This is a genomic window from Novosphingobium sp. SG707 (assembly GCF_012275515.1).
In the GTDB taxonomy this organism is placed as follows: domain Bacteria; phylum Pseudomonadota; class Alphaproteobacteria; order Sphingomonadales; family Sphingomonadaceae; genus Novosphingobium.
Window position 1 is genome coordinate 357847 of the sequence record NZ_JAAZQL010000003.1, and the last position, 20948, is coordinate 378794.

The window sequence follows — 20948 nt, forward strand, 5'->3', positions numbered from 1 at the left end:
TGTCAGGCCGGTCTATCAGCAAGGCGCAGCCCCGACGCTGCTTGGGGGCGAACAAATGCTTGGCTCGCGATGCACGCGGGTCAATGCAGGTTCTGTTCCATGTCCTGCTGTCCCTGACCCTCTTGCCGCCACTGGCCGGGCGTCTGGCCGACATGGGCTTTGAACCGGCGGGAAAAATGGCTGGGATCGCAAAAGCCCGAACGCCAGCCGATTTCCGACACCGACAATTCGGCAAAGCGCGGATCTTTCAACAAGGCGCAGGCGTGTTGCAGACGCACGGCGAAAAGTTCCTGCACATAGGTCGTGCCCTCCTGCGCCAGAATCTTGTGCAGATAGCGCGGCGAGATCGCCACCTCGGCGGCGACGCTGGCCGCATCAAGTTCATGTTCGAAAAAGCGGTTCTGGATGGCGGTGCGGATGCGGCGGTAAAGCTGGCGCGTGTGGTTCGACAGGCGGCTTTCATTGGCCCCCAGCATCAGTGCCAGCGCCCCGCCGATCTGTTGCGTGCAAAGCCTGCGCCATGCCTCATCGCCGCGATCATCGCGGATCGCCTCGGTCAACGTCGCCTCCAGCACGCCATGCCATGGGTCACCCGCGCGCACCACCCGCGCCACTGCCGCTTCGGGCGAGGGCAGCCAGCAGCGCACCCATTCAATCGGCAGGCGCGCCACGATATGCTCCGACCCATGCTCGGTGGTGACGCTGTAGGGCTGGCGATTGTCGAGCAGCACCATGTCGCCCGGCCCCAGATCGACCCGGCGGCCATAATGATCGACCTGCCATGCGCCGCTGCGGATCCAGTTGAGGTTGAGATGGGGCTGCCGCTCACGCGCCGCCGCGCCTTGGGATCGCACCACGCTATGCGCGCTGCCGATGGAAATCGCGCTCAGTTTGAGCGGGCCAAGGTCATGCTGCTGCATACTGGCCGCCACGCCCTCGTCCTTGCTGGTAAAGTCCAGTTCAAAGATCGCCTCACAGATCGCCTCACGCCAGTAAACCAGATGGTTCACTTCTGCATGGGTGTCGGTGGACCATGAACGCATGGCATTTCTCCCACAATCTTCCGGCATTTTTGCCTCTATCCTCTGCGCGCCAGCCTAACGCAGGCCGGACCTCCTGACAACATATGTTCACACTGGTACACAAAACGGCCCCGACAGACAGACTGCCGGGGCCAAGGGTGGATGATGGCCGGGCTCAGAACTTGTGGCTGATTTCAAAGGTCCAGATGCGGCCCCAGACATTGTGGTTGTTGGTATCGACCGCATTGGTGCCCGACAGGACAATCGGCGGCGCCTTGTCGGTCAGGTTCTGCACCCCCAGCGCCAGCCGCGTGCCGCTCAGCCAGCGGTGGTTCTCGCCAAATTCATAGCCCAGATTGCCGTCGAAGGTCGTCCAAGCCGGGATCTGCGTATCGGGCAGTTTGACGCCCGCCACGGTGATCGTGGCATTGTTGAGATAGGAGCCGACATAATTGGCCGCGATATTGGCGTTGAACCCGTCCTTGCGCCAGGACACCGAGGCCCGCCCACGCGAGGACACCTGAAAACCGAATGTGTCCAGCGCATTGAACAGCGCCCCCGTCGGCGTCAGGCTCTTTTGCAGGTTGAGGATCTTGGTAAAGCTGCCGTCAAAGGCAAAGGTGCCCGCCCTGGTTTCCAGACGATAGTTGAGCGTAAAGTCCAGCCCGCTTTGCTTCACATTGCCAAGGTTCTGCGTACCGCCGTTCACAATGCCGGTCAGCGTGCAGTCATTGATCGTGCTGGGGGTAAACACCGCGTTCTTGTCGGTCAGGAAGGGCAGATAGGCCGGATTATAGGTCGCGTAATTGCCGTTGACGCAGGTGCTGGGTTGGGGCGCGACGATGAAATAGTCGCTGTAGAGCGCGCGATTGGCCGGGCTGGAAAGGACCAGCGCATTGGTCGCCGTCTGGTTGGGCAGGTTCTCGATGCGGTTCTTGTAATTGACGTTGTAATAGGTGACGCCGAATTTCAGATTGGGCGTGAAGGCAGGCGTCAGATCCAGCCCCAGCGACCAGACGGTCGCCGATTCCGGCTTCAGCCCCGCGGTGTTGCCGGTGCGGTTGAGCACTGCGCTCTGGCCCGTGCTCGACAGCGTGACGGGCACCGAGGGATCATTGGCGCCATTGGCGATATAGGCGCGGTTGGTCTGGCCCACGGTTGCCGGATTGCTCTCGATCAGCGTGGGCGCGCGGAACGATGTGCCCCAACTGCCGCGCAGCTTGACGCCGCCCGTCGGCTGCCATGTCAGGCCGAATTTGGGATTGGCCGTGGTGCCGAAATCGGAATATTTGTCCCAGCGCACCGCCGCGCTCAGATCCAGCCGGTCAAAGCCGGGGATGCGGTTGGCCGCACCGAACATCGGAATGAACGCCTCGCCATAGGCCGAGGAAACATGGCGCCCGCTCTTGGTGCTGCGCGACACCTGAAAGGCGTTTTGCAGGTTGAGCTTGTTTTGCGCCAAGAGCCAGAACCAATATTCGGTATATTCCCCGCCCAGCGCCACCTTGACCGACCCAGCGGGCAGATCGAACAGCGCCCCGCTGATTTTGGTGCCGAAATCGGCGGTGCGGAATTTGGCCTCCTGCAGGAAGCCGCCGATCAGCATGTCGGCCCCGCTCTGCTGGCCGGGCTGATAGGGGTTGAAGGTGGAATAATAGCTGGGATTGTTGGCGATAACGGCGGCAATGGTGGTGTTGGCCTGCGGCTGACACACGTTGCACCCGGACGAAAAGCCGTAGGAGCCATAGGTCGTCCAGTCGAAACCCTTGAAGATGCGGGCCTTATATTCCAGCGTGGAGTTGAACGTCTCCTCCTTGTTGCGCTGGGTCAGATCGTAATTGGCGTAATTCAGGCCCAGATTATAGACCAGCGTCTCGTTGCCCGTGGTCAGGCCGGGGATATACCACGGGCTGCTGGGGGTCAGGTTGATCGAGATATTGGGCAGGGCCTCCTGCGCGCGGGCGGAGTTTTCGCGGCGGTTGTAATTGACCGTGCCGCTCAGCTCGCCCGAGCCGATGGTCTGATGGGCCTTGAGCAGCACGCTGATCTGTTTGCGGCTGGAAAAGTAATCATACATGTCCGCCGGATCGGCCAGTGTGGGATTGCCTTTCAGCGCCGTCACCTGCGCGGCCGTAGGCACCGCGCCATTGGTGGCGGGCAGGCCGTAAACCGTGCTGCCGATGATCAGCGCGCCGGGCGTTCCGGGAAACACCGTGGTGCCGATCAGATTGTTGTTGTTGCCGCCATAGGGACGCAAATCATTGCGCAGATAATCGCGCGCGGCGCGTTTTACCGGATCGCGGTCGGTATAGCTGAAGCCCAGCATGAAGCCGCCCTCGCTCCAGCGATGGCCCAATACGCCTTCAAACGCGCGCTGGTCATAGAGCGTGTGATTATAGCGGCCCGTCAGTTCCAGCCCTTCATAATCCTTGCGCAGCACATAATTGACCACGCCCGCCACCGCGTCCGACCCGTAAATGGCCGAGGCGCCGTCGGTGACGACCTCCACGCGCTCGATCGCGGCAAAGGGGATGACGGAAGGATCGGGGATCTGCGAAATCACCCCCTGCGGCGCCCAGCGATGGCCATCGAACAGCAACAGCGTGGCATTGTTGCCCAGCCCGCGCAGGTTGACGCCCTGTTGCCGCCCGCCGGTCGAATTCTGGCTGGTGCCAAGGCTGGACCCCTGCGGCAATTGGGCGATCAATTGCGCCGTGTCGCGCACGCCGCTGGCCACAAGGCTGGCGCGGTCCATCGTGACGGTGGCCGAACCGACCGGGGCCACGCCCTTGATCGCGGTGCCGGTCACGATGATTTCGGCATCCTGTTTGCTGGCCGATTCGGCCGCCCCGTGGCCGGTGATATCCTGCGCATGGGCCGCGCCCGCCATGGCCAGCGCCATATAGGAAATGCCCAAAGCCACGCGGCCTGTTTGCCCGATCTTCATCCTGTCCCCCTTGTTGGTGTCCGGTTGTTTTGCCGGATTATGGTTCCGGCATACGCCCCGGCGACCCCTGCGCCCCTAGCTGCGAAGGCCCCAATCTCTGGACTGAGACTGCACAGGCGGGGACCGGGCAGCGGGCAGCAAAACGCCCGGCTTTTGGGGCCGGGCGCTCGCGGGAGGAGAGTTTATTTGCCCTTTGGCCGGCGCGGCGCGGGCGGCGCTGGCGGGTCCACTTTCGCGTCCACCAGCCCGAGCGCCCAGCGGATCCCTTGATGCGCCATCTCGCGGAATTTGGGGTCGTCCCAGACCTGCTCCTGATGGCCGATGGTCAGGTTATAGACGCGGCCCTTGCCATAGGACTTGGCCCAGACCAGCGGGAAATCATCGTCGGCGCGGGTCTTGCGCTGCTGCGGCGTCATCTTGCTCGGGTCCAGCCGCAGGATGACATGCGCGTCCTTGCTGGTAAACGGCATACGCATCACCGGAAACTGGTCAGTATAGGCGAAAGTCTTGGGAAAGACGCCCGCGCCGGGGAAGGCCGGATCTTCGTTGATAATCTGCATCGTATCGACGCGAAACTCGCTTTCCATAAAGGCGCCGATCATCTGGGTAAATTCGGGCCATTCGTAATAGGCGACCGTGGCGGCATGCCCTGCGATAAAGCCCTTGCCGTCCTGCTTCACGAAAGACAGCAGATCCGCCTTCTGCTGATCGGACAGCGCGCCCGCCCCGCTGCCCAGATAGAACACCGCGTCGAACTGGTCCAAATTGCGGGCATTGACGAATTTGCCCGCATAGCGCGCGCCTTGACCAACAATCGGAGCCTTGGTGATCAACTGGCTGTCGGTGCGGATCACGGTAGCCCATTCGCCATGCTCGCGGCCCATCTGTTCGATCACGCCCATCGCATGGTTGATTGAATCGTGATGCCATCCGGTCTGAACATCCGCGATAATCAGCAGCTTCTTCATCCCCGGCCAGGGATCGTTGACGCTCGATTGCGGCATCATTGGCGGCGGGGCAGCGGGCGCGGGGGGCGGCGTCTGGGCCAGCGCGGCGGCAGGCAGCAAACCCGCCAGCAAGAACATCTTACGCATCACATTATCCCCCTTACGGCAACCGATAGGCCACCAGCGTGTCGGACATTTCCGGCCCGCCCACCGCCGTACCGCCCCCTGCGGCCACCACGACATATTGCTTACCATCCGCGCCCATATAGGTGATCGGCGTCGAATGGGCCGAGGCCTCCAGCACGCTCTGCCACAGCAGCTTGCCACTCTTGGCATCGAAGGCGCGGAAGCGGTGGTCGTTAGTGGCCCCGATGAACACCACGCCGCCTGCGGTCACGATATTGCCGCCGATGTTGGGCGCGCCGGTGTTGAGGCCAGCCTTGCCCAGCGCTTCGGTAATGCCCAGCGGCACGCGCCATGCGATGCTGCGCTTCGCCACATCGACCGCAACCAGCTCGCCCCAAGGCGTCGCGCCGCAGGAGAGGTTCACGCCATTGGCGCTATAGGTAAAGCCCTGCGGTGGGCGCGGCCCGGTGGGGCGGGGCGGCGGCGGGCCTGCGGGCACATTGCGGTTCATCATCGCCACACCGGCCCCGGCCGCCACCTTGGGGCGATAGACCGGGCGGTTCTGAACATTGACGAAATAATAGCCCAGCGATGCCGAATAGCTGCCCCCGCCCCAGTTTGGCCCGCCCACCGGGCTGGGATAGGTCAAGGTTGCGTGCGCACTGCTCTGGCGCGGGGCGTAAAGGTCGCCCACCACGATGCCGTTCCTGTCCCAGAAATCGGTGCAGGCGGCCTTCATGCCGGGCAGCAGGTCCGGGATTTCCTCGCGCTTCATCGTGATCCGCGCAATCGGGCCGGGCGCATCGGGAAAAGGCTGGGTCGGCCAGACTTCATCGGTCGGCTCATCGGCGCGGGGCGTGGGCTTTTCGGTAAAGCCGTTGAGCGGCTCGCCCGTCACCCGGTCGAACATGAAGAACAAGCCATGCTTGCCCGTCAACATCACGGCGGGCACGCTCTTGCCCCCCTGCATCACATCGGCCAACAGGGGCGGCGTGGGCGAATCCCAGTCCCAGATGTCATGATGGGTCAATTGGTGATGCCACAGCAGCTTGCCCGAGGCCGCGTCCAAAGCCAGCAAAGTGTCGGAATAGAGCTGCGGCCCCTTGGCGCCCGAATTGGCGTCCCCGGTGGGGGCGTAGAGGATGCCGCGCTCCTCGTCGATCGCCATGGTGGACCAGACGTTGGCCCCGGACGTATCGCGCCATTCATCCCCCACCCAGGTGTCGTGATTGGCCTCGCCCGGTTCGGGGATGACGTGGAAGGCCCAGACTTGGCGGCCCGTGCGCGCGTCAAAGGCGCGGATGTCGCCGCGCGGCTGGGGCGGGCCGCCCTCGCCCGGACGCGCGCCGGTGATGATAAGGTCGCGCCAGATTGTGACCGGATTGGGGATGGTGAAGGTGGAACGGCGCGATTCGCCCACGATTTCGCTGGCCACACCGATATAGGCGTCGATCACCCCGCCCCGGCCAAAGCCGCGCGCGGGCTGGCCGGTGGTGACATCCACCGCCATCAGATAGCCCTCATCGGTGCCGAAGATCAGGCGCGGGGCGGTCTTGGCGTCTCCGGGCCAATAGGCGATGCCGCGCCCGTGGATTCCCTTGGGGCTTTCATATTTCCAGATCACCTCGCCGGTTTCGGGGCGGATGGCGGTGATGCTGGCCTTCAGATCGGGTTTGAGCGGCGTGGCAGGCGTGGAAATATACATCACCCCGCCGATCAGCAGCGGCGTCACCTCAAAGCGCGAATCCAGCCCCTGATCGCCCGCCTTGCTGGGGCCGGTGCCATAGCGGAAGGTCCATGCCGGTTGCAGACGGCCCACATTCTTCGCGTTGATCTGGGCAAGCGGCGAGAAATTGCCATTGCCCCCGCCGCCACCATAGGCCGGCCACTGATTGGCCCCGGTGGGCCGGGGATAGAGCGCCTTGGCCTCGCCCTGCGCCACGGGCATCGGCGCGCCTGCGCCGCCCTCCTTCGCCTGATAATGCGCCAGAAGATAGCTGCGCACCGCCGCCTCATCCGCCGGGGTGATGATCAGCCCCAGCTTCTTCATCTTGGCCAGCGTCTCGTCCCAGTCGGCGGCCGATTTCGGCTTGGCGGTGACGGTGCCGATGGCGTGGCATTTGCTGCAATTGGCGGCAAATTCGGCGCGGCCCGGCCCCTGCGGCAGGCGCGCGATCCAATCCTCGCCCGTTTGGGCAAGAGCATTGGCCGCGGTAATGGCCAACACGCTGACCATCGCGCCAAACAGGCTCCGTCTCATTCTCTTCTCCCGCACCACGCTTCTTTTGCGTCTATGGGGATTAGAGGCCAAAGCGCCAGCGGTCGCTGGCTGGCGCTGCACCAGATCCTTGCCTGCGAAGGAATTACGCCTGCGAAGGAATTGCCTCCCTAGGGCAGGGCGCGGAAGCGATAGTCCATAAACCGCACCACCCCCTTGCCGCTGGCATAAAGCGCGGGGCGCAGGGAGGAAAGATCATCGACCGTGTTGGCCTGATAGCCCGAGACTTCGCTGCGGATGCCGTGGCGGGTCCATGTCTTGCCGTCGAGGCTGTAGTAGAACGTGACGATCTGGCGATCATTGACGATTTTGAGATGCAGCTTGCCCACCCTGGGCGCGGGTTCCTGCCAGAAGCTGGAGCGGCCGCCGCGCCATGTGATCATCCTTTGCCCATCAATGCCCATGCCAAGAAACAGCCGGTCATCATAGAACAGCAGCAAGCCGCCCTGCGCGCCCGCATCGACATCGACGCTGACGCTGATCTCATAGGCATGATCGCCCACAGTCTGGGTCAGGGGTGAGCAATCGGCCGGGCCGGTCCCCTTGGCCGCCAGTTCGAGGACGCCGCCTCCAACCTTGGCCCGCGCCAGTTCCCCCGGCGCGGCGCCATAGAAACTCCAGCGCGTGCCAAAGGCGGGCCGCGTGAAATCATCGCTGCGGGTAAAGCCGCCCGGCGTGCCCGCCTTGCCCGTCGGCATCGGCATGGCCAGCGACAGATCGCCCCCCAACGCGCGCGGCCAGCCATCGGCGTCCCACGTCATCGGCTCCAGCAAGGTCTGGCGGCCCAGCGAGCGATAGTCCTTTTCATAGCCGTGATAGACCATGTACCACGCGCTCTTCGGCCCTTCCACCATCGTGGCATGGCCGCGCGACCACCATGCTTCCTTGTCGCTATGCGTGCGGACAATCGGGTTATGCGGGCAATTGACCCAAGGCCCCTTGGCCGATTTCGAGCGGGCGATGATCACCATATGACTGGTGGCCGGACCGGATGTGCCGCCCACGGCCGAGACCAGATAGAACCACTCGCCGCGCCGGAACAGTTTCGGGCCCTCCAGCGAATAGCCCTCGGTGATCCATTCTTCGGGATAGTGCCAGCCCTCATAGGCCGGTTCGACCGGACCGACGGTGGACAAGCCATCATCGGCCAGCGCCACCCGGTTCACGCCCGAGAGATAGAGGTAACGCTTGCCATCCTCGCCCACCACATGGCCCGGGTCGATCAGGCCATGGATCTTGAGATCAATGGGGTCGCTCCACGGCCCGGCCATGCTCTCGGCATGGATGACATAGATGTTGGCAAAGCTGGCCAAATCGCCCGACCATGGGGCCTTCATGAAGGGGATATAGATGAAATAGCGGCCATTATGCTTGGCGATGTCCACCGCAAACACCGTGCCCAACGGCTTTTCCAGCGCGGGGCCGATCGGGCGCCAGTTCACCAGATCGCGCGAATGCCAGATGATCAGGCCCGGCGCGGCCTCGAAGCTGGAATGGGTCATGTAATAATCGTCGCCATCCTTCAGGATCGAAGGATCGGGATAATCGCCCGGCATGATCGGATTGCGATACCAGCCATTGCCCAAGTCGGCGCGGCGTTCGCCCTCAGGGCCGGTGGCGTGGGTGACAGGGCGCGGCTTTTGCGCGGCCAGAGCGGGAACGGCGGGCAGCGCGGCCCCCATCGCTCCGGTGGCAAGGCTTTCCAATGCAGAACGTCGCGTAACCATGTCATCCCCTCGGTCTATTTTAGAACCATAGTTCTATTAAACTATGGTAGCGCTAGCAAGGGGAAAAGAAAATCGCCCTATCCGCGCCGATTGGTAATCGCCCGCTCGCGCAGTCGGGCCTGCGCATCGGGGCGAACCGCAACCCCCGGCTCCTCCAGATCGGCCAGAATCGGGCAATCGGGCCGGTCGTCCCCGGCGCAGCATCCGATCAGCGTCTGGAGCGTGCTGCGCATCTCCTCCATCGCGGCGATGCGGGCGCTCAATTGCTCGACATGGGCCGAAGCGATGCGTTTGACATCCGCGCTGTGGCGCGAACGGTCGCGCCACAGGCCCAGCAATTCGTTTATCTCGGCCACGGCAAAGCCCATGTCGCGCGCGCGACGGATAAAGCGCAGATTGTGGACATCGGCGGGCGAATAATCACGGTATCCTGAGTCCCGCCGCTCGGCCTTGGGGATCAAACCAGTGGTTTCGTAATAGCGGATCATCTTGGCCGAAACGCCCGATGCCTTTGCCGCCTCGCCAATGTTCATCGCGCGCCTCCTTTGGCGTGAAATTGCCGCAACCGCAGCGAATTGCCCAGCACAAAGACCGAGGACATCGCCATCGCGCCCGCCGCAAACACCGGCGAGAGCAGCACCGGATAAAGCACCCCCGCCGCCACCGGGATCAGCGCGACATTATAGGCAAAGGCCCAAAACAGGTTCTGCCCGATCACCCCCATCGTCGCGCGGGACAGCGCAATACCATCGCCCACCGCGCCCAGATGGCCCGTCATCAGCACGACATCGGCGGCCTCAATGGCAATATCGGTGCCCGTGCCCACCGCCATGCCCACATCGGCCTGCGCCAGCGCGGGGGCATCGTTGATCCCATCGCCCACATAGGCCAGGCGGCCATATTGCCCCTGCAACCGGCGTACCGCCTCGACCTTGCCCTCGGGCATGACCTGCGCCACCACCTCATCAATGCCCAGACGGGCGGCGATGGCATGGGCGGTGGCGCTGTTGTCGCCGGTAATCATCGCCACTTTCAGCCCCAGCGCGTGGAATGCCGCAATCGCCTCGGGCGTCCCCGGCTTGACCGGATCGGACACCGCCAGCACCGCCGCCAGCACGCCGTCGATGGCGGCATAGAGCGGGGTCTTGCCCTCTGCGCCCAGCCGCGCCGCCATCTGCGTGAAGGGCGCGGTATCCAGCCCCAGACTTTCCATATGGCGATCTGCGCCCACGGCCACATCATGACCATCGACCACGCCCCGCGCGCCCATGCCGGGGATGGCGGCAAAATCGCCCGCCGCGCCGGGGTTCAAACCCTCTTCCCGCGCGGCCTCGACAATCGCGCGGGCAATGGGATGTTCGGAGCGATCCTCAACCGCCGCGATGGCGCCCAGCACCGCGCCCCTCTCGAACCCTTCGGCCAGATGCAGGTCGGTCAGCGCCGGATGCCCCAGCGTCAGCGTACCGGTCTTGTCCAGCGCGATAACCTTGGCCTCGCGCAGCATTTGCAGCGCCCCGCCCCGGCGAAACAGCACGCCCATTTCCGCCGCGCGCCCGGTGCCGACCATGATCGCCGTGGGCGTGGCCAGCCCCATCGCGCAGGGGCAGGCGATGATCAGCACCGCCACCGCATTGACCAGCGCCAGCCCCAGAGCATGGGGCGGCCCAAACGCCAGCCAGCCTGCAAAGGTCAGCGCGGCGGCCGCCATCACCGCCGGGACGAACCACAGGGTGATCCGGTCCACCACGGCCTGAATCGGTAATTTGGAACCCTGCGCCGCCTCGACCATGGCGATGATTTGCGAGAGCACCGTATCGCCCCCCACCGCTGTAGCGCGAAAGGCCAGCGCGCCCTGCTGGTTGACCGTGCCGCCCACCAGGGCGCTACCGATGGTCTTGGCCACGGGGATCGGCTCGCCGGTGATCATCGCCTCATCGACGAAACTCTCGCCCTCGATCACCTCGCCATCGACCGGGATGCGCTCGCCGGGGCGGATTTCGATGATGTCGCCCGCGATGACATCCCCGATGGCCACTTCCCCGCTGCCGCGCACCCGTGCGATTCTGGGCTGAAGCCGCACGAGCCGCTGGATCGCCTCGGATGTGCGCCCCTTGGCCCGCGCCTCCAGCATCCGGCCCAGCAGGATCAGCGCGACAATGACCGAGGCGGCCTCGTAATAGACATGAACCGTGCCGGGGGGCAGCAGCGCAGGCGCAAACGTCGCCACCAGCGAATAGGCATAGGCCGCCAGCGTGCCCACCGCGACCAGCGAATGCATATCGGGCGCCATCCGCAACAGCGCCGGAATGCCATGGCGATAGAACCGCCGCCCCGGAAAACCCAGCACCAGCGTGGTCAGCGCAAATTGGAGATACCAACTGTTCTCCATCCCGATGGTGCGGTGGATCAGCTCATGCACGCCCGGGATCAGATGCGACCCCATTTCCAGCACGAAGACCGGCAGGGCCAGCACCAAAGCCCGCCGGAAATCGCGTTTCAATTCCTGCGCCTCTGCTTCGCGGCGGTCCTGCGCCTCGTCGCGCGCCGCCGCGCCGCGATATGCGCGCGCCTGATAGCCCGCCCCGGCCACCGCCGCGATCAGATCCTCGACCGGCGCGCTGCCCCGCACCTGCGCCCACCCGGTGGCCAGATTGACGGAGGCCGCCGCAACGCCGGGCACCGCCAGCAGCGCCCGCTCGACCCGGCCCACGCAGGAGGCGCAACTCATCCCCTCGATCGCGAGTTCCTGCGCGGCGGAGGGAATGCGATAGCCCGCCTCCTCGACCGCGCGGGCGATGGCGCCGTGATTCACCCCCGCATCGGCCACAATATCGGCCCCCGCCGTCGCCAAATTGACGCTGACCGAGCGCACCCCCGCCACCTTGCCCAGCGCCCTTTCCACCCGCCCGACGCAGGAGGCGCAATTCATGCCCTCAATGGCAATATGGCGCCGTGTGGGGCCGGTTGCGGGCTGGGATTGGGGCTTGCTCATGACGGATGCTCACGCTTGGGAAACGGGTTCTGGCGTGAAGATGGGGCTTGCCATCATGGCAAGGTCAAGGGGGAAGTTTCGGTCCGACGCGCCCGTGCCCCGATCAAGGATTTGCCGCGCGGGCGCAGCCAATGGCCCTCAGGCAAGCCAGCGCCGTCTCCGTCCAGGTGACGAAGGAAACCTGCGATGAGGGCAAATCCTGCGCCTTGCCGTGGAAATCCTCGATCATTGCGGCAAGATCCTGCGCGCAGGCCGTTACCGGAAAATAGGCCAAAGCCGCCTGCTGATGCCGACGGAATACAGGAATATCGCGCGCCAGCACGGGGGCACCCAAGAATAATGCCTCATCAAGAGGCAGGCCGTAGCCCTCGGCCAGCGAAGGGACAATCGCCATGCGGCAACGGGCGTAAGCGGCATATAACGTCGCATCATCAATATCATCGTACCAGAACAAGAGCGTTCCAGCCCGAGAATGATCGCGGATCCGGTGCTGCAGGGCCTGTGTGTTCCAGCCCCTCCGGCCAATCAGCACCAAAGGAATTTGGCTGCCGCTTTGCCAGAGGAGATCGAAGGCATCCAGCACATCAACATGTCCCTTGCGCGGCTCCAGAGTGCCCACCACCAGAGCGGCGCGGCGCAACATTTCCTCGCTCAGACCGGGTAAGCTCGACAGCGAGGTTGGAGGCACTGCCTGGCTGGCCGCGACAATCGATGAACCCAGCGGAATTTCCACGATGGCGGGGACCGACGCCAGCCCGTAACGCTTTTGCAAAAGGTGGGCCAATTGGCCCACCACAACCGACGAAACGCACAGGAACCCATCGGCCACGCCCGCCAGCACCCTAAGCCAGCGCCGGTATTTAAGACCTGAGGCCGCAGTGAACCAGTGCGGGTGGCTTAAGGGCAGAATGTCATGCAGCACGAACCACAAACGACCGCCCGAACGGCGAAACCGGCCAAGCTCCTTACGATAGCGAAAAATGGAATCGGTCGAAAAATCGAGGCCGAAGAAGACAGCGTCCGGGCCGCCCTGCAAGGGCTCGCCGTCCAAGGTGCTATAGCCGTCGCGCCGACGTTTTACCACGACAGGCACAATGGCGACATCATCGGCGCAAACTTCGCCAAGCCGGGCATAGACCGAGCGCACGACCCGCTGAATGCCCGTTCCCGCGTCATCGCGGGCAATCACCGAAATATCCACGTAAAGGCGGCGAATGGGCAAGGCCGCAGCGGCGGCGCGATGTCGGCCCATGCCGACCAGCAACCGCTCAACGACGGCAGGAAACCGCAACTGGTCGCCTTTGTCCCGCAACGTCCATTTCAATGCATCGCAGCGCTTGCGAAAACGCGCCATGCGTGAGCCAGGCCTGTCCGGTTTCGGCATGACGAAAGAAGCACTCACCTTGCCTGCCCCCCCGCCGACGTCGGGCGATCAGCTGTAGCTGGGCAGCCCGGAAACGTAATCATAGTGCCGGAAGGCATCTTCCAGATCCTCGAAATAGGACAGTTGGCCCCCGGACAGGACAGCCGCGCTGTCGCAGTGGCGGTGAACATAGGTGACATCATGAGAGACAATGATCTTCGCGCGGTCCGCGCGCTTTTCAAAAAGCTCGATCATGCATTTTTCATGAAAACGGGTATCGCCCACCGCGATCACTTCGTCGATCAGATAGCAATCGAAATCGATCACCATCGAGATCGCAAATGCCAGTCGGGCTCTCATGCCGGAGGAATAAGACTTTACCGGCTCACGAATATACATGCCCAGCTCGGAAAAATCCTGAACGAAATCGAGCTTGTCGCTGGGGTCGATGCCATAGACCCGGCAGATGAAGCGCAGATTGTCGTAGCCCGTCAGGCCGTTTTGAAAAGCGCCGCCAAAAGCCAGAGGCCAGGACACCGACATCGTGCGCTTGACCGTGCCGGCCGTGGGCAGTTCCGCGCCGCTGATCAGACGGATCATCGTGGATTTGCCTGCGCCATTGCGCCCGAGAATGCCAATCTGCTGCCCGGGCTTTACCGTCAGATTGACATGATCGAGCACCCGCTTCATGCCGCGATGGGTCGGGTATTCCTTTACCACATTGTCGATAACGATCATTCGGGAATCACCGTATCTGCCAGCAAGCGTATCTGGGACAGACCGACCAGAGTCAGCACAAGATTGACCATCGCCATATAGCCAATGTCATAGATCGCATGGATCTTTGAACCGAAGAACCCTTCGCGCAAATATTCAAGCCCATGGATCATGGGCAGATATTCCAGATAGATTTGCGCCTGAACGGGCATGGAATTGAGGAGAAACGCCGCGCCTGACAGCGGAAACAGCAGATAAGAGGCCGGATGCCACAACTTGTGGATCAGTTCGGAACGCTCCGAACCCGCGCCCAATGTCATGGCCAGAGCCATCCCGAACCAGGCCAGCATCAACCACCCGCCCAAAACCTGAAGAACATCCTCGGGCGGGTCCATTTGACCGATCAGGATGAAGAACGTGCTTAGCACGATCAACGAGATCGTTGCCCCCATCGCTTCTAGCAACAGACGCGCCAGAAACAGGTCAATCACGCGCACATTGCGATGGAACAGCAGCGAACGGTTGGGTTCAACGGCATCAACGCAACGGCCCGGCATATTGCGCCAGAGCAGCACCGAGGAATAGCCGGTGATCGCAAAAGCCACGATCGGAAGGTTGGAGCCATGGATCGATTTGGTCGCGCTCCACAGCGCGGTGACGCCCATGGTGAACAGCATCGGCTCGACAAACAGCCACATGAAGCCAATGTTATGCCGTCCATAGCGGGTGAGGACTTCCCGCATGAGAAGAGCCCAGATCACCCTGCGCTGGATCGCCCAGGACCGCATAAAGGATTGAAGCCCGCTCATGGTCGAATCACTCGCGATGTTCCCGGACGCTGGCCAGCAGCATTCCAAGGACGCCCCAGGCAATCAAGCCGACAATGAAGGTCGCGAAAATGCTGCGCATGCGGCGCGGTTCAAACGAGGCGTCCGGCGTGTTGGGCGCCACGATGCGCTCGATATAGGCTTGCTTGCGGCGCGCTTCGTTGCGGGCATCCAGCAATGCATTCATCGCCACGGCGAGTTGCTTGCTGGCGGCTTCATTTTCAAGCAGAAGGCGTTGATATTCGATCGCCGCCTGTGAAAGCGACCCGTCGCCGCCTGCAACCGATCTGGTTTGCTGTTCGATCTCTTTTTGCATTTCCGCAATGCGCATCTGAAGCGGCGCAATCTGCGGATTCATCGGCACCGTTGCCTGAAGCTGAGCCAACTGGTTGCGGGCGGTAATCAACTGGTCCTGAAGTTTTGCGATCATCTCGACACGAACGGTGGCCTGACGCTCGGGATCCAGCACGCCTTTGCGTCCGCGATATTGGGCCAGTGTCAGCGCCGTGCGCGCAACCTGCTGCTGCGCCTCGCTGACCTCGGCCTTGGCGTAACCGATCAGATCGTTGCGCCCGCGTTCATTGATCCGGTTGACCAGAGCCTCGGCCTGACCAAGTATCTGATCATTGAAGCGGCGGGCGTCCTGCGCCGAATAGGCTCTGACCGTCAGAGTTGTAATCGAGGAAGTGGAGTCTTCCTGAACGCCCACTTTCTTGCCAAAGTAGCGATACAGGTCTTCATTCTGACCTTCAAAACCCCATGGATTGAAGCGGTCGAAAATGGAAATGTCCGAGCGGCTGTAAGCCTTCTCCACCGCTCCATTCCGGTTCAGTTCGTTAAGGGCATCGCGAGAAGTGATATAATCTTTTACGGCAAAAACCTGATCGCCAGCATTGCTGAATCCGGCCGTCTTCAAAATCACGCCGAGACCGGACGAAGCAGGTTTATCCGGACTGCGGATAATGAACCGGGATTCTGATATATACACATCAGATGCGAGAAATCCGAAGTAAATGATCGCAATTATCGTGGGGATAATTGTGGTCACAATCAGTAGACCGTCTATTTTTTTCAAATAAGATCGGAGAATATTCTGCATGAAATCTCGCGTTATCAGAGTTTTGGCTGATCGGTATTTAATTCAATTATGCTAATGGGACACACCTCCGGCGCCAGGTTTTCATCCAGTATCAAACAGATGGAGCCCGGCGCGTCACGGCCGAGCAAATGGCATGGATTATCCCGATCCGCAACTCAGGACTTGGAGCGCTGCATCCGCAGCGCGCCGAATGCATCCCAAAGGAATACCATCAACGCCCGTGATCCTCTCGCTGCTGGGAAACAAGGCATCGCACCGAGCCCTAAGAGCGCAACAAATGAGGCGGAATTGCAACGTCAAAGTCAATGGGAAGCGCTCCGGCATAGGATCGCGCCACAGACTCCATCAAAGCGCAATCCGTCCATTGCGCCGTCATCTCAGACCCTTTCCGCGCGATCCAGGCCAACAGGTTGCGCGTATAACGCAAAGGATCGTGCTCGGACATTTGCGCGAAGCCATACCGCGCCATCTCATCGCCATTGATCCGATGTGTGGCCAAATCCCGGAGCAGCAGCAGCAAATCATCGTGCTCAGTTTGGATGTGGATCTTGCGCAAACAGCGATCGGGCAACCCGGCATACCATCCACTTGCGCTGACCGCACTGGGGCAACCATTGGCCCAGATGCGGAGTTGGCTTCCCGAAGCCTCGCCCATTGTCGGATAGCGCAGGTTGAGCGCCATGTGAGCGCTGCGGATCAACTCGTTCAGCGCCGCCTCGGAAAGGAAGCCGTGATATGTTATCTGCCCGGACAGATGGAGTTCGGCCGCACGCGCATCAAAGCGCGCGCGATCCGACATTTGGCCGGACAAATGTAGATGAAAGCGGTCACGATATTCGGAAAGCGCCCAGGCATCGAGAAATTCCGTGGCGCGCCGATTGCCTCCCATAAAGCCAAACATGACGATCCTGATCGGCGTATCATCCGTGATGGGAGGGCGTGCGGGCCGCTCCGCCGGCGCCGCGAAAGGCAAAGGCAGCGTCAGGGCCAGCAATTTGGGGAAACGCCGATAAATTTCTTCGGTGACCTCCCGGTTATGGCAGATCACGCCCAATGCCTTGTCCAGAACGGCCTCGAAAAGCGGAAAGAGCGAGGCAATGTCGGCCGGAAAAATCTTGCGCCTCATAACCATATCGGCTGCGTCCAGCCCGGATTGGCCATACCACTGCCCCATCGCCTGACGGTAGGTATCGGCAGCAAACCCGCCGCCCATCAGTCCCGATGGCTGATGATTGAAGACAAAATCCTGCATCGCCCGATCATGCAGGACGACCAGACCCGGATGGCGCTGGGCCAATGCAAAGATTTCGCTGTGAAAAGCGGCGTTATTCCCGATTTGATATATGCAGAGGTCCGCCTGATTCATCATCTGCGTCGATAGGGAGGAAATCGTGCAGGTTGCAAAATCAGCCCCAAAATCACTGATGTCTTTCGCGGACTTTCCCGGATGCACAAATGTCACATCGGCCATGCTGTGCAAATGGGGCGCAAGCCGGTGCGTGAAATTGGCCACATCGGTTTTAGCGGGCGGAAGAGGAGAAAACCACAATAGCTGCATCACGCCATCAACGTATCGATAACATTGTCCCAGGAGATATTCTTGGCGTGATAGTTCTCGCCCCCGGCCTTGCCCATGCGCAAGGCTTTTGCCCGATCACCCCATAGCAGATCCATCGCGTGGGCAAGTTCGCCAGCACCGGCCGGAACAACAAGCCCGGTCTGCCCATGTTCCACAAATTCCAGTGGCCCGCCCGAATCCTTGGCGGTAATCACCGGCTTGTGGGACAGCATCGCCTCAAGCGTGATATAGCCGTAATCCTCATCGACCGGAGGATAAATGACCCCAAGGCATCGGGCATAAAGCGCGATCTTTTCCTCCTCGGTGGTAAACCCTTTCCAAACCACCCTTTCGCCCAGTCCCAGTTTGCGCGCAAGCGACTGCATGCTTTCCAGATAGGGCTGTGCTTCGGGAGCGCCAGCAAAGACCACCCGCACAGGGTGGCGGCACAGCGCCAATGCCTCAATGACCAGACTTTGCCGCTTGAGAGGCGTTATCCTGCTAGGAAAGAAGAAATAATCTTCCGCATCGGCCGTATGAAAACGCTCGGCATCGCCGGGGGGATGATAGAGCGGGGCAGCCTCAATGCCATTATAGCGCTTGAGGCGTTGGGCAACAGTGCGCGAGTTCGCATAAATGGCGCGCGCCTCGGTGATAAAGCGCTTGTCCGCATGATGGATCGCATCGCGCACGGCGCGCCCGCCGGGCAGGTTGATAAGATCCCCGAATTTGGGATGATCCCAAAGCTCATAGGCAGAGCGATATTGGTGAAGGATCCACAGGACCTTGTTGGGATGGGGAATAAGATAGGCAGGAAATTTCAACCCGATGATCCGGTCAATTGCCACGCCATTGGCTTCGGTCAGGTCAATGAGCCGAGACATGGCGATGCTGTCGATGATCAATTGAGGTGGATACCATTTGAACGGAATGGTGATGAGATCGGCCTCCACCCCGCGCGCGCGCAATTCACGCAGCAGATTGCGCGCGTGGGTTTCGGCTCCCCCCTCCACGAAAGGAACCTGCACCGTCGCTATGCCAACCCGCATTGGCTTCAGTTCCCCGTCATTTCCCGTCGGCGCGCGTCGCGTACGGCAACACGGAACACCCAGCCGTCCTTTTCAAGGGTCTTGGCCGTTGCCGGGTCGACGGTTTCTACGCGCATGGTGCGCCCCTTGCGAACGGTCGTGTCCTCCTTGGAGCCGTTCGTGATGGCCTGCATTATGCTCTGCGGCATAGGCGGAGCCTCCGGGATCGCGGCAGCAACCGGACGAGGCGTTACAATTGGCATTCCGCCCGCGACCGGGCGGATGGCAAGCATCACTTCCAGCTTGGCAAAGCGCGCCAGCAACTCATTGTTACGGCGCAGCCATTGCCCCACCAGAGGCAACGCAAGAACCCGCGCCTGACGGGCATAGGTTTCAAGCAGGCGAATACGCCCGATCCTGCCGCCACCAGTCTCCAGCCCTTCGGCCGAACGCAGGATATTGCGCTCAACCCTCGCGCGACCGCCCCTGCGCGAGCCGATGCGGATATAGGTCTGACGACCATCCTCGTCCGGCCAGCGGCCCAGGATATCGAGGTATGTCTGATTGACGAACTCTTCGATCGGCAAGGCGGAACGCTGCTTGGAACCGTGGTTTTCGACAAATTCACGCGATTTCAGAAGATTTTTGACCACAGACTGACGGGGCAATCCCGCCAGAATGAGGCGCCGATAATGCGCCCCCCCGATCGGATCCGAGTCCCGGCCTAACAGCACCCTGTATATGTAGCTCAGGAAGCATTCGATGCTTACCGCATCGAGCAGCCGGAGAACAAGGGGCCCAGCCAGCGGCCAGAGATCGATGTCCAGTCCATCGCTGCTAAGCTGGGGTTGTCTGACAGTCATTGCGGCGGTCCATATTCTTGCGAGGAAAAGCTCAGTGCCGAGGAAAAACAGCGATGCAAACTAGTTGGCCATCGCCACAAAGTCGATCTTCTCAATCAACAGCCCCAATTGCCGATACCCTTGTTTTGTCAGTTCGGAAATCTCGAGGCGGATGTCGCCGGCGCCCACGTGCTTTTCAAGATTGACGTACAATTCCAAAGGAACGGAAAGTTCATCCTGCGGAATCGTAAACCCTTTTTGCAAAATGGTTTCCCCCGCCCGGATCGTCAGCTTCTGGCCCGGAACCTGATTGCGGAACACCAGATGCAGAACGGGCGCCTTGGCGGTGAGCGTTTCACGGCTTACCAGCAATTGCGTGCTCTCCATCCAACGCGACCACCCTTCCGTGTCCAGGCCTTCGTCCCGCAAATCCACCACGGGGCTGAGGCCGAGGATATCGGAATCATCAATCGAATGGGATATGTCAGACACGATTTCGCGCGCCATATCCTCCCTGGCGGCCTGATTGGCCATCACCAAGGCGCGGAATGTGCCGAGCAACCGCGCGCCATATTCACGTTGGTTGCGCCGATAATCCGACAATTCGACGGTCGGACGTTCCTGCCAGTGCCGTTCAAGCAGGTCTGCCAGAGACTTGAAATCCGAAGGATCAAAGAAGTCGGCGTTTTTGGTCAGTTGTTCTTTGTGAACATCAAGCCTTGAGGCAATGATATATTGATTGAGGGCCTTGGCGTCCTCGATCACCGTCGACCATCCCTCGAAACGGGAAGGCTGGATGATCGCCTGCGCCCCGCGCATCGCCGCGACCTGATCTTCGCGGGGCATAAAACCCAAAAAGCGGACCTGATCGGTCAAGCCCCATTCCGCCACTTTCTTGCGCAGAAACGGAGCGTAGCCTTGCGCGCGGGGATCGAATTCCTTGCCGGAAAAGCACACGATCGGCTCGATCCCGCGCTCTTTGAGTTCCTTGAGCGCGGCAAGGATCACGATGTGATTCTTGTGTATCCAAAATTGGTTCGGCGCGAAAAAATACCGCTCGGGCAGCCCATGTCTGGCGCGCACAGCGTCCATGTCCGGCAATTGGGCGGGCAGGAAGGAGGCAAAGGGAACGACGAAAGTGGGAATGCGATAGCCGCTATAAAACTGCCGGTAATCGGCCAGTGCGTCTTCGCTGCTCAGCAACAGCCCTTCGCGCGAGAAATAGGTTTCATGCTCGCGCCGTCGCCCCTCGATTTCCCCCGGCGTGAACAGGTAAGGCATATGCTTTTCCTGAAAGTCCGGGATCCATGTCAGCGTCGGCAGCGAGGTTTCCTCGATTGGGAAAGGAAACAGCAGGTCGATGTCACGATGATGCGGATCGGCCACCACCTGTTCGCGCGAACAGTATGACAGCTTGCGGTATCCCGATTCCGCCAGAAAATCATAGGACGGCTTGCTGTGCGTGATCACCACGA

General features: G+C 61.5%; 15 protein-coding genes. All 15 read right to left on the reverse strand.

Annotated features, from left to right (window positions below; translation table 11 throughout):
- Positions 1-80 precede the first annotated feature (80 nt).
- Positions 81-1043 (reverse strand): helix-turn-helix domain-containing protein, encoded by a 963-nt coding sequence (locus tag FHW92_RS10390; RefSeq protein WP_168603182.1) that lies wholly within the window; start codon positions 1041-1043, stop codon positions 81-83.
- A gap of 154 nt (positions 1044-1197) precedes the next feature.
- Complete coding sequence (locus tag FHW92_RS10395) at positions 1198-3969, reverse strand: TonB-dependent receptor (RefSeq protein WP_168603183.1); 2772 nt, start codon at positions 3967-3969, stop codon at positions 1198-1200.
- Between the two features lie 182 nt (positions 3970-4151).
- Positions 4152-5063 (reverse strand): ThuA domain-containing protein, encoded by a 912-nt coding sequence (locus FHW92_RS10400; protein ID WP_168603184.1) that lies wholly within the window; start codon positions 5061-5063, stop codon positions 4152-4154.
- Between the two features lie 13 nt (positions 5064-5076).
- Positions 5077-7302, reverse strand: coding sequence for a PQQ-binding-like beta-propeller repeat protein (locus FHW92_RS10405; RefSeq protein ID WP_168603185.1), 2226 nt, complete (start codon positions 7300-7302; stop codon positions 5077-5079).
- Between the two features lie 128 nt (positions 7303-7430).
- Positions 7431-9047 (reverse strand): family 43 glycosylhydrolase, encoded by a 1617-nt coding sequence (locus FHW92_RS10410; RefSeq protein WP_168603186.1) that lies wholly within the window; start codon positions 9045-9047, stop codon positions 7431-7433.
- Between the two features lie 77 nt (positions 9048-9124).
- Positions 9125-9580 (reverse strand): Cu(I)-responsive transcriptional regulator, encoded by a 456-nt coding sequence (gene cueR, locus FHW92_RS10415; protein WP_168603187.1) that lies wholly within the window; start codon positions 9578-9580, stop codon positions 9125-9127.
- Positions 9577-12039, reverse strand: coding sequence for a heavy metal translocating P-type ATPase (locus tag FHW92_RS10420; RefSeq protein ID WP_168603188.1), 2463 nt, complete (start codon positions 12037-12039; stop codon positions 9577-9579). Before FHW92_RS10420 ends, cueR begins: the two co-directional genes overlap by 4 nt.
- 103 nt (positions 12040-12142) lie before the next feature.
- Positions 12143-13393 (reverse strand): glycosyltransferase, encoded by a 1251-nt coding sequence (locus FHW92_RS10425; protein WP_168603189.1) that lies wholly within the window; start codon positions 13391-13393, stop codon positions 12143-12145.
- A 78-nt stretch (positions 13394-13471) separates the two neighbouring features.
- A complete protein-coding gene (locus FHW92_RS10430; RefSeq protein WP_168603190.1) occupies positions 13472-14140 on the reverse strand; it encodes an ABC transporter ATP-binding protein in 669 nt (222 codons plus the stop codon).
- Positions 14137-14928, reverse strand: coding sequence for an ABC transporter permease (locus tag FHW92_RS10435; RefSeq protein WP_168603191.1), 792 nt, complete (start codon positions 14926-14928; stop codon positions 14137-14139). The genes FHW92_RS10430 and FHW92_RS10435 overlap by 4 nt, the downstream gene beginning before the upstream one ends.
- A gap of 7 nt (positions 14929-14935) precedes the next feature.
- Entirely contained in the window at positions 14936-16045 is a 1110-nt protein-coding gene (locus FHW92_RS10440; RefSeq protein ID WP_168603192.1) for a hypothetical protein, read from the reverse strand.
- Positions 16046-16307: 262 nt separating this feature from the next.
- Complete coding sequence (locus FHW92_RS10445; protein WP_168603193.1) at positions 16308-17558, reverse strand: glycosyltransferase family 4 protein; 1251 nt, start codon at positions 17556-17558, stop codon at positions 16308-16310.
- Between the two features lie 44 nt (positions 17559-17602).
- Entirely contained in the window at positions 17603-18652 is a 1050-nt protein-coding gene (locus FHW92_RS10450; RefSeq protein ID WP_168603194.1) for a glycosyltransferase family 4 protein, read from the reverse strand.
- A gap of 5 nt (positions 18653-18657) precedes the next feature.
- On the reverse strand, positions 18658-19494 hold the full coding sequence (locus FHW92_RS10455; protein WP_168603195.1) for a DUF4214 domain-containing protein: 837 nt from the start codon (positions 19492-19494) through the stop codon (positions 18658-18660).
- Between the two features lie 60 nt (positions 19495-19554).
- Positions 19555-20859 (reverse strand): glycosyltransferase, encoded by a 1305-nt coding sequence (locus FHW92_RS10460; protein WP_168603196.1) that lies wholly within the window; start codon positions 20857-20859, stop codon positions 19555-19557.
- Between the last annotated feature and the right edge of the window lie 89 nt (positions 20860-20948).

Coding starts and splice junctions, on each gene's coding strand:
- FHW92_RS10390 (WP_168603182.1), bottom strand. CDS start 1,043: ATGCGTTCATGGTCCACCGACACCCATGCAGAAGTGAACCATCTGGTT.
- FHW92_RS10395 (WP_168603183.1), bottom strand. CDS start 3,969: ATGAAGATCGGGCAAACAGGCCGCGTGGCTTTGGGCATTTCCTATATG.
- FHW92_RS10400 (WP_168603184.1), bottom strand. CDS start 5,063: ATGCGTAAGATGTTCTTGCTGGCGGGTTTGCTGCCTGCCGCCGCGCTG.
- FHW92_RS10405 (WP_168603185.1), bottom strand. CDS start 7,302: ATGAGACGGAGCCTGTTTGGCGCGATGGTCAGCGTGTTGGCCATTACC.
- FHW92_RS10410 (WP_168603186.1), bottom strand. CDS start 9,047: ATGGTTACGCGACGTTCTGCATTGGAAAGCCTTGCCACCGGAGCGATG.
- cueR (WP_168603187.1), bottom strand. CDS start 9,580: ATGAACATTGGCGAGGCGGCAAAGGCATCGGGCGTTTCGGCCAAGATG.
- FHW92_RS10420 (WP_168603188.1), bottom strand. CDS start 12,039: ATGAGCAAGCCCCAATCCCAGCCCGCAACCGGCCCCACACGGCGCCAT.
- FHW92_RS10425 (WP_168603189.1), bottom strand. CDS start 13,393: ATGGCGCGTTTTCGCAAGCGCTGCGATGCATTGAAATGGACGTTGCGG.
- FHW92_RS10430 (WP_168603190.1), bottom strand. CDS start 14,140: ATGATCGTTATCGACAATGTGGTAAAGGAATACCCGACCCATCGCGGC.
- FHW92_RS10435 (WP_168603191.1), bottom strand. CDS start 14,928: ATGAGCGGGCTTCAATCCTTTATGCGGTCCTGGGCGATCCAGCGCAGG.
- FHW92_RS10440 (WP_168603192.1), bottom strand. CDS start 16,045: ATGCAGAATATTCTCCGATCTTATTTGAAAAAAATAGACGGTCTACTG.
- FHW92_RS10450 (WP_168603194.1), bottom strand. CDS start 18,652: ATGCGGGTTGGCATAGCGACGGTGCAGGTTCCTTTCGTGGAGGGGGGA.
- FHW92_RS10455 (WP_168603195.1), bottom strand. CDS start 19,494: ATGACTGTCAGACAACCCCAGCTTAGCAGCGATGGACTGGACATCGAT.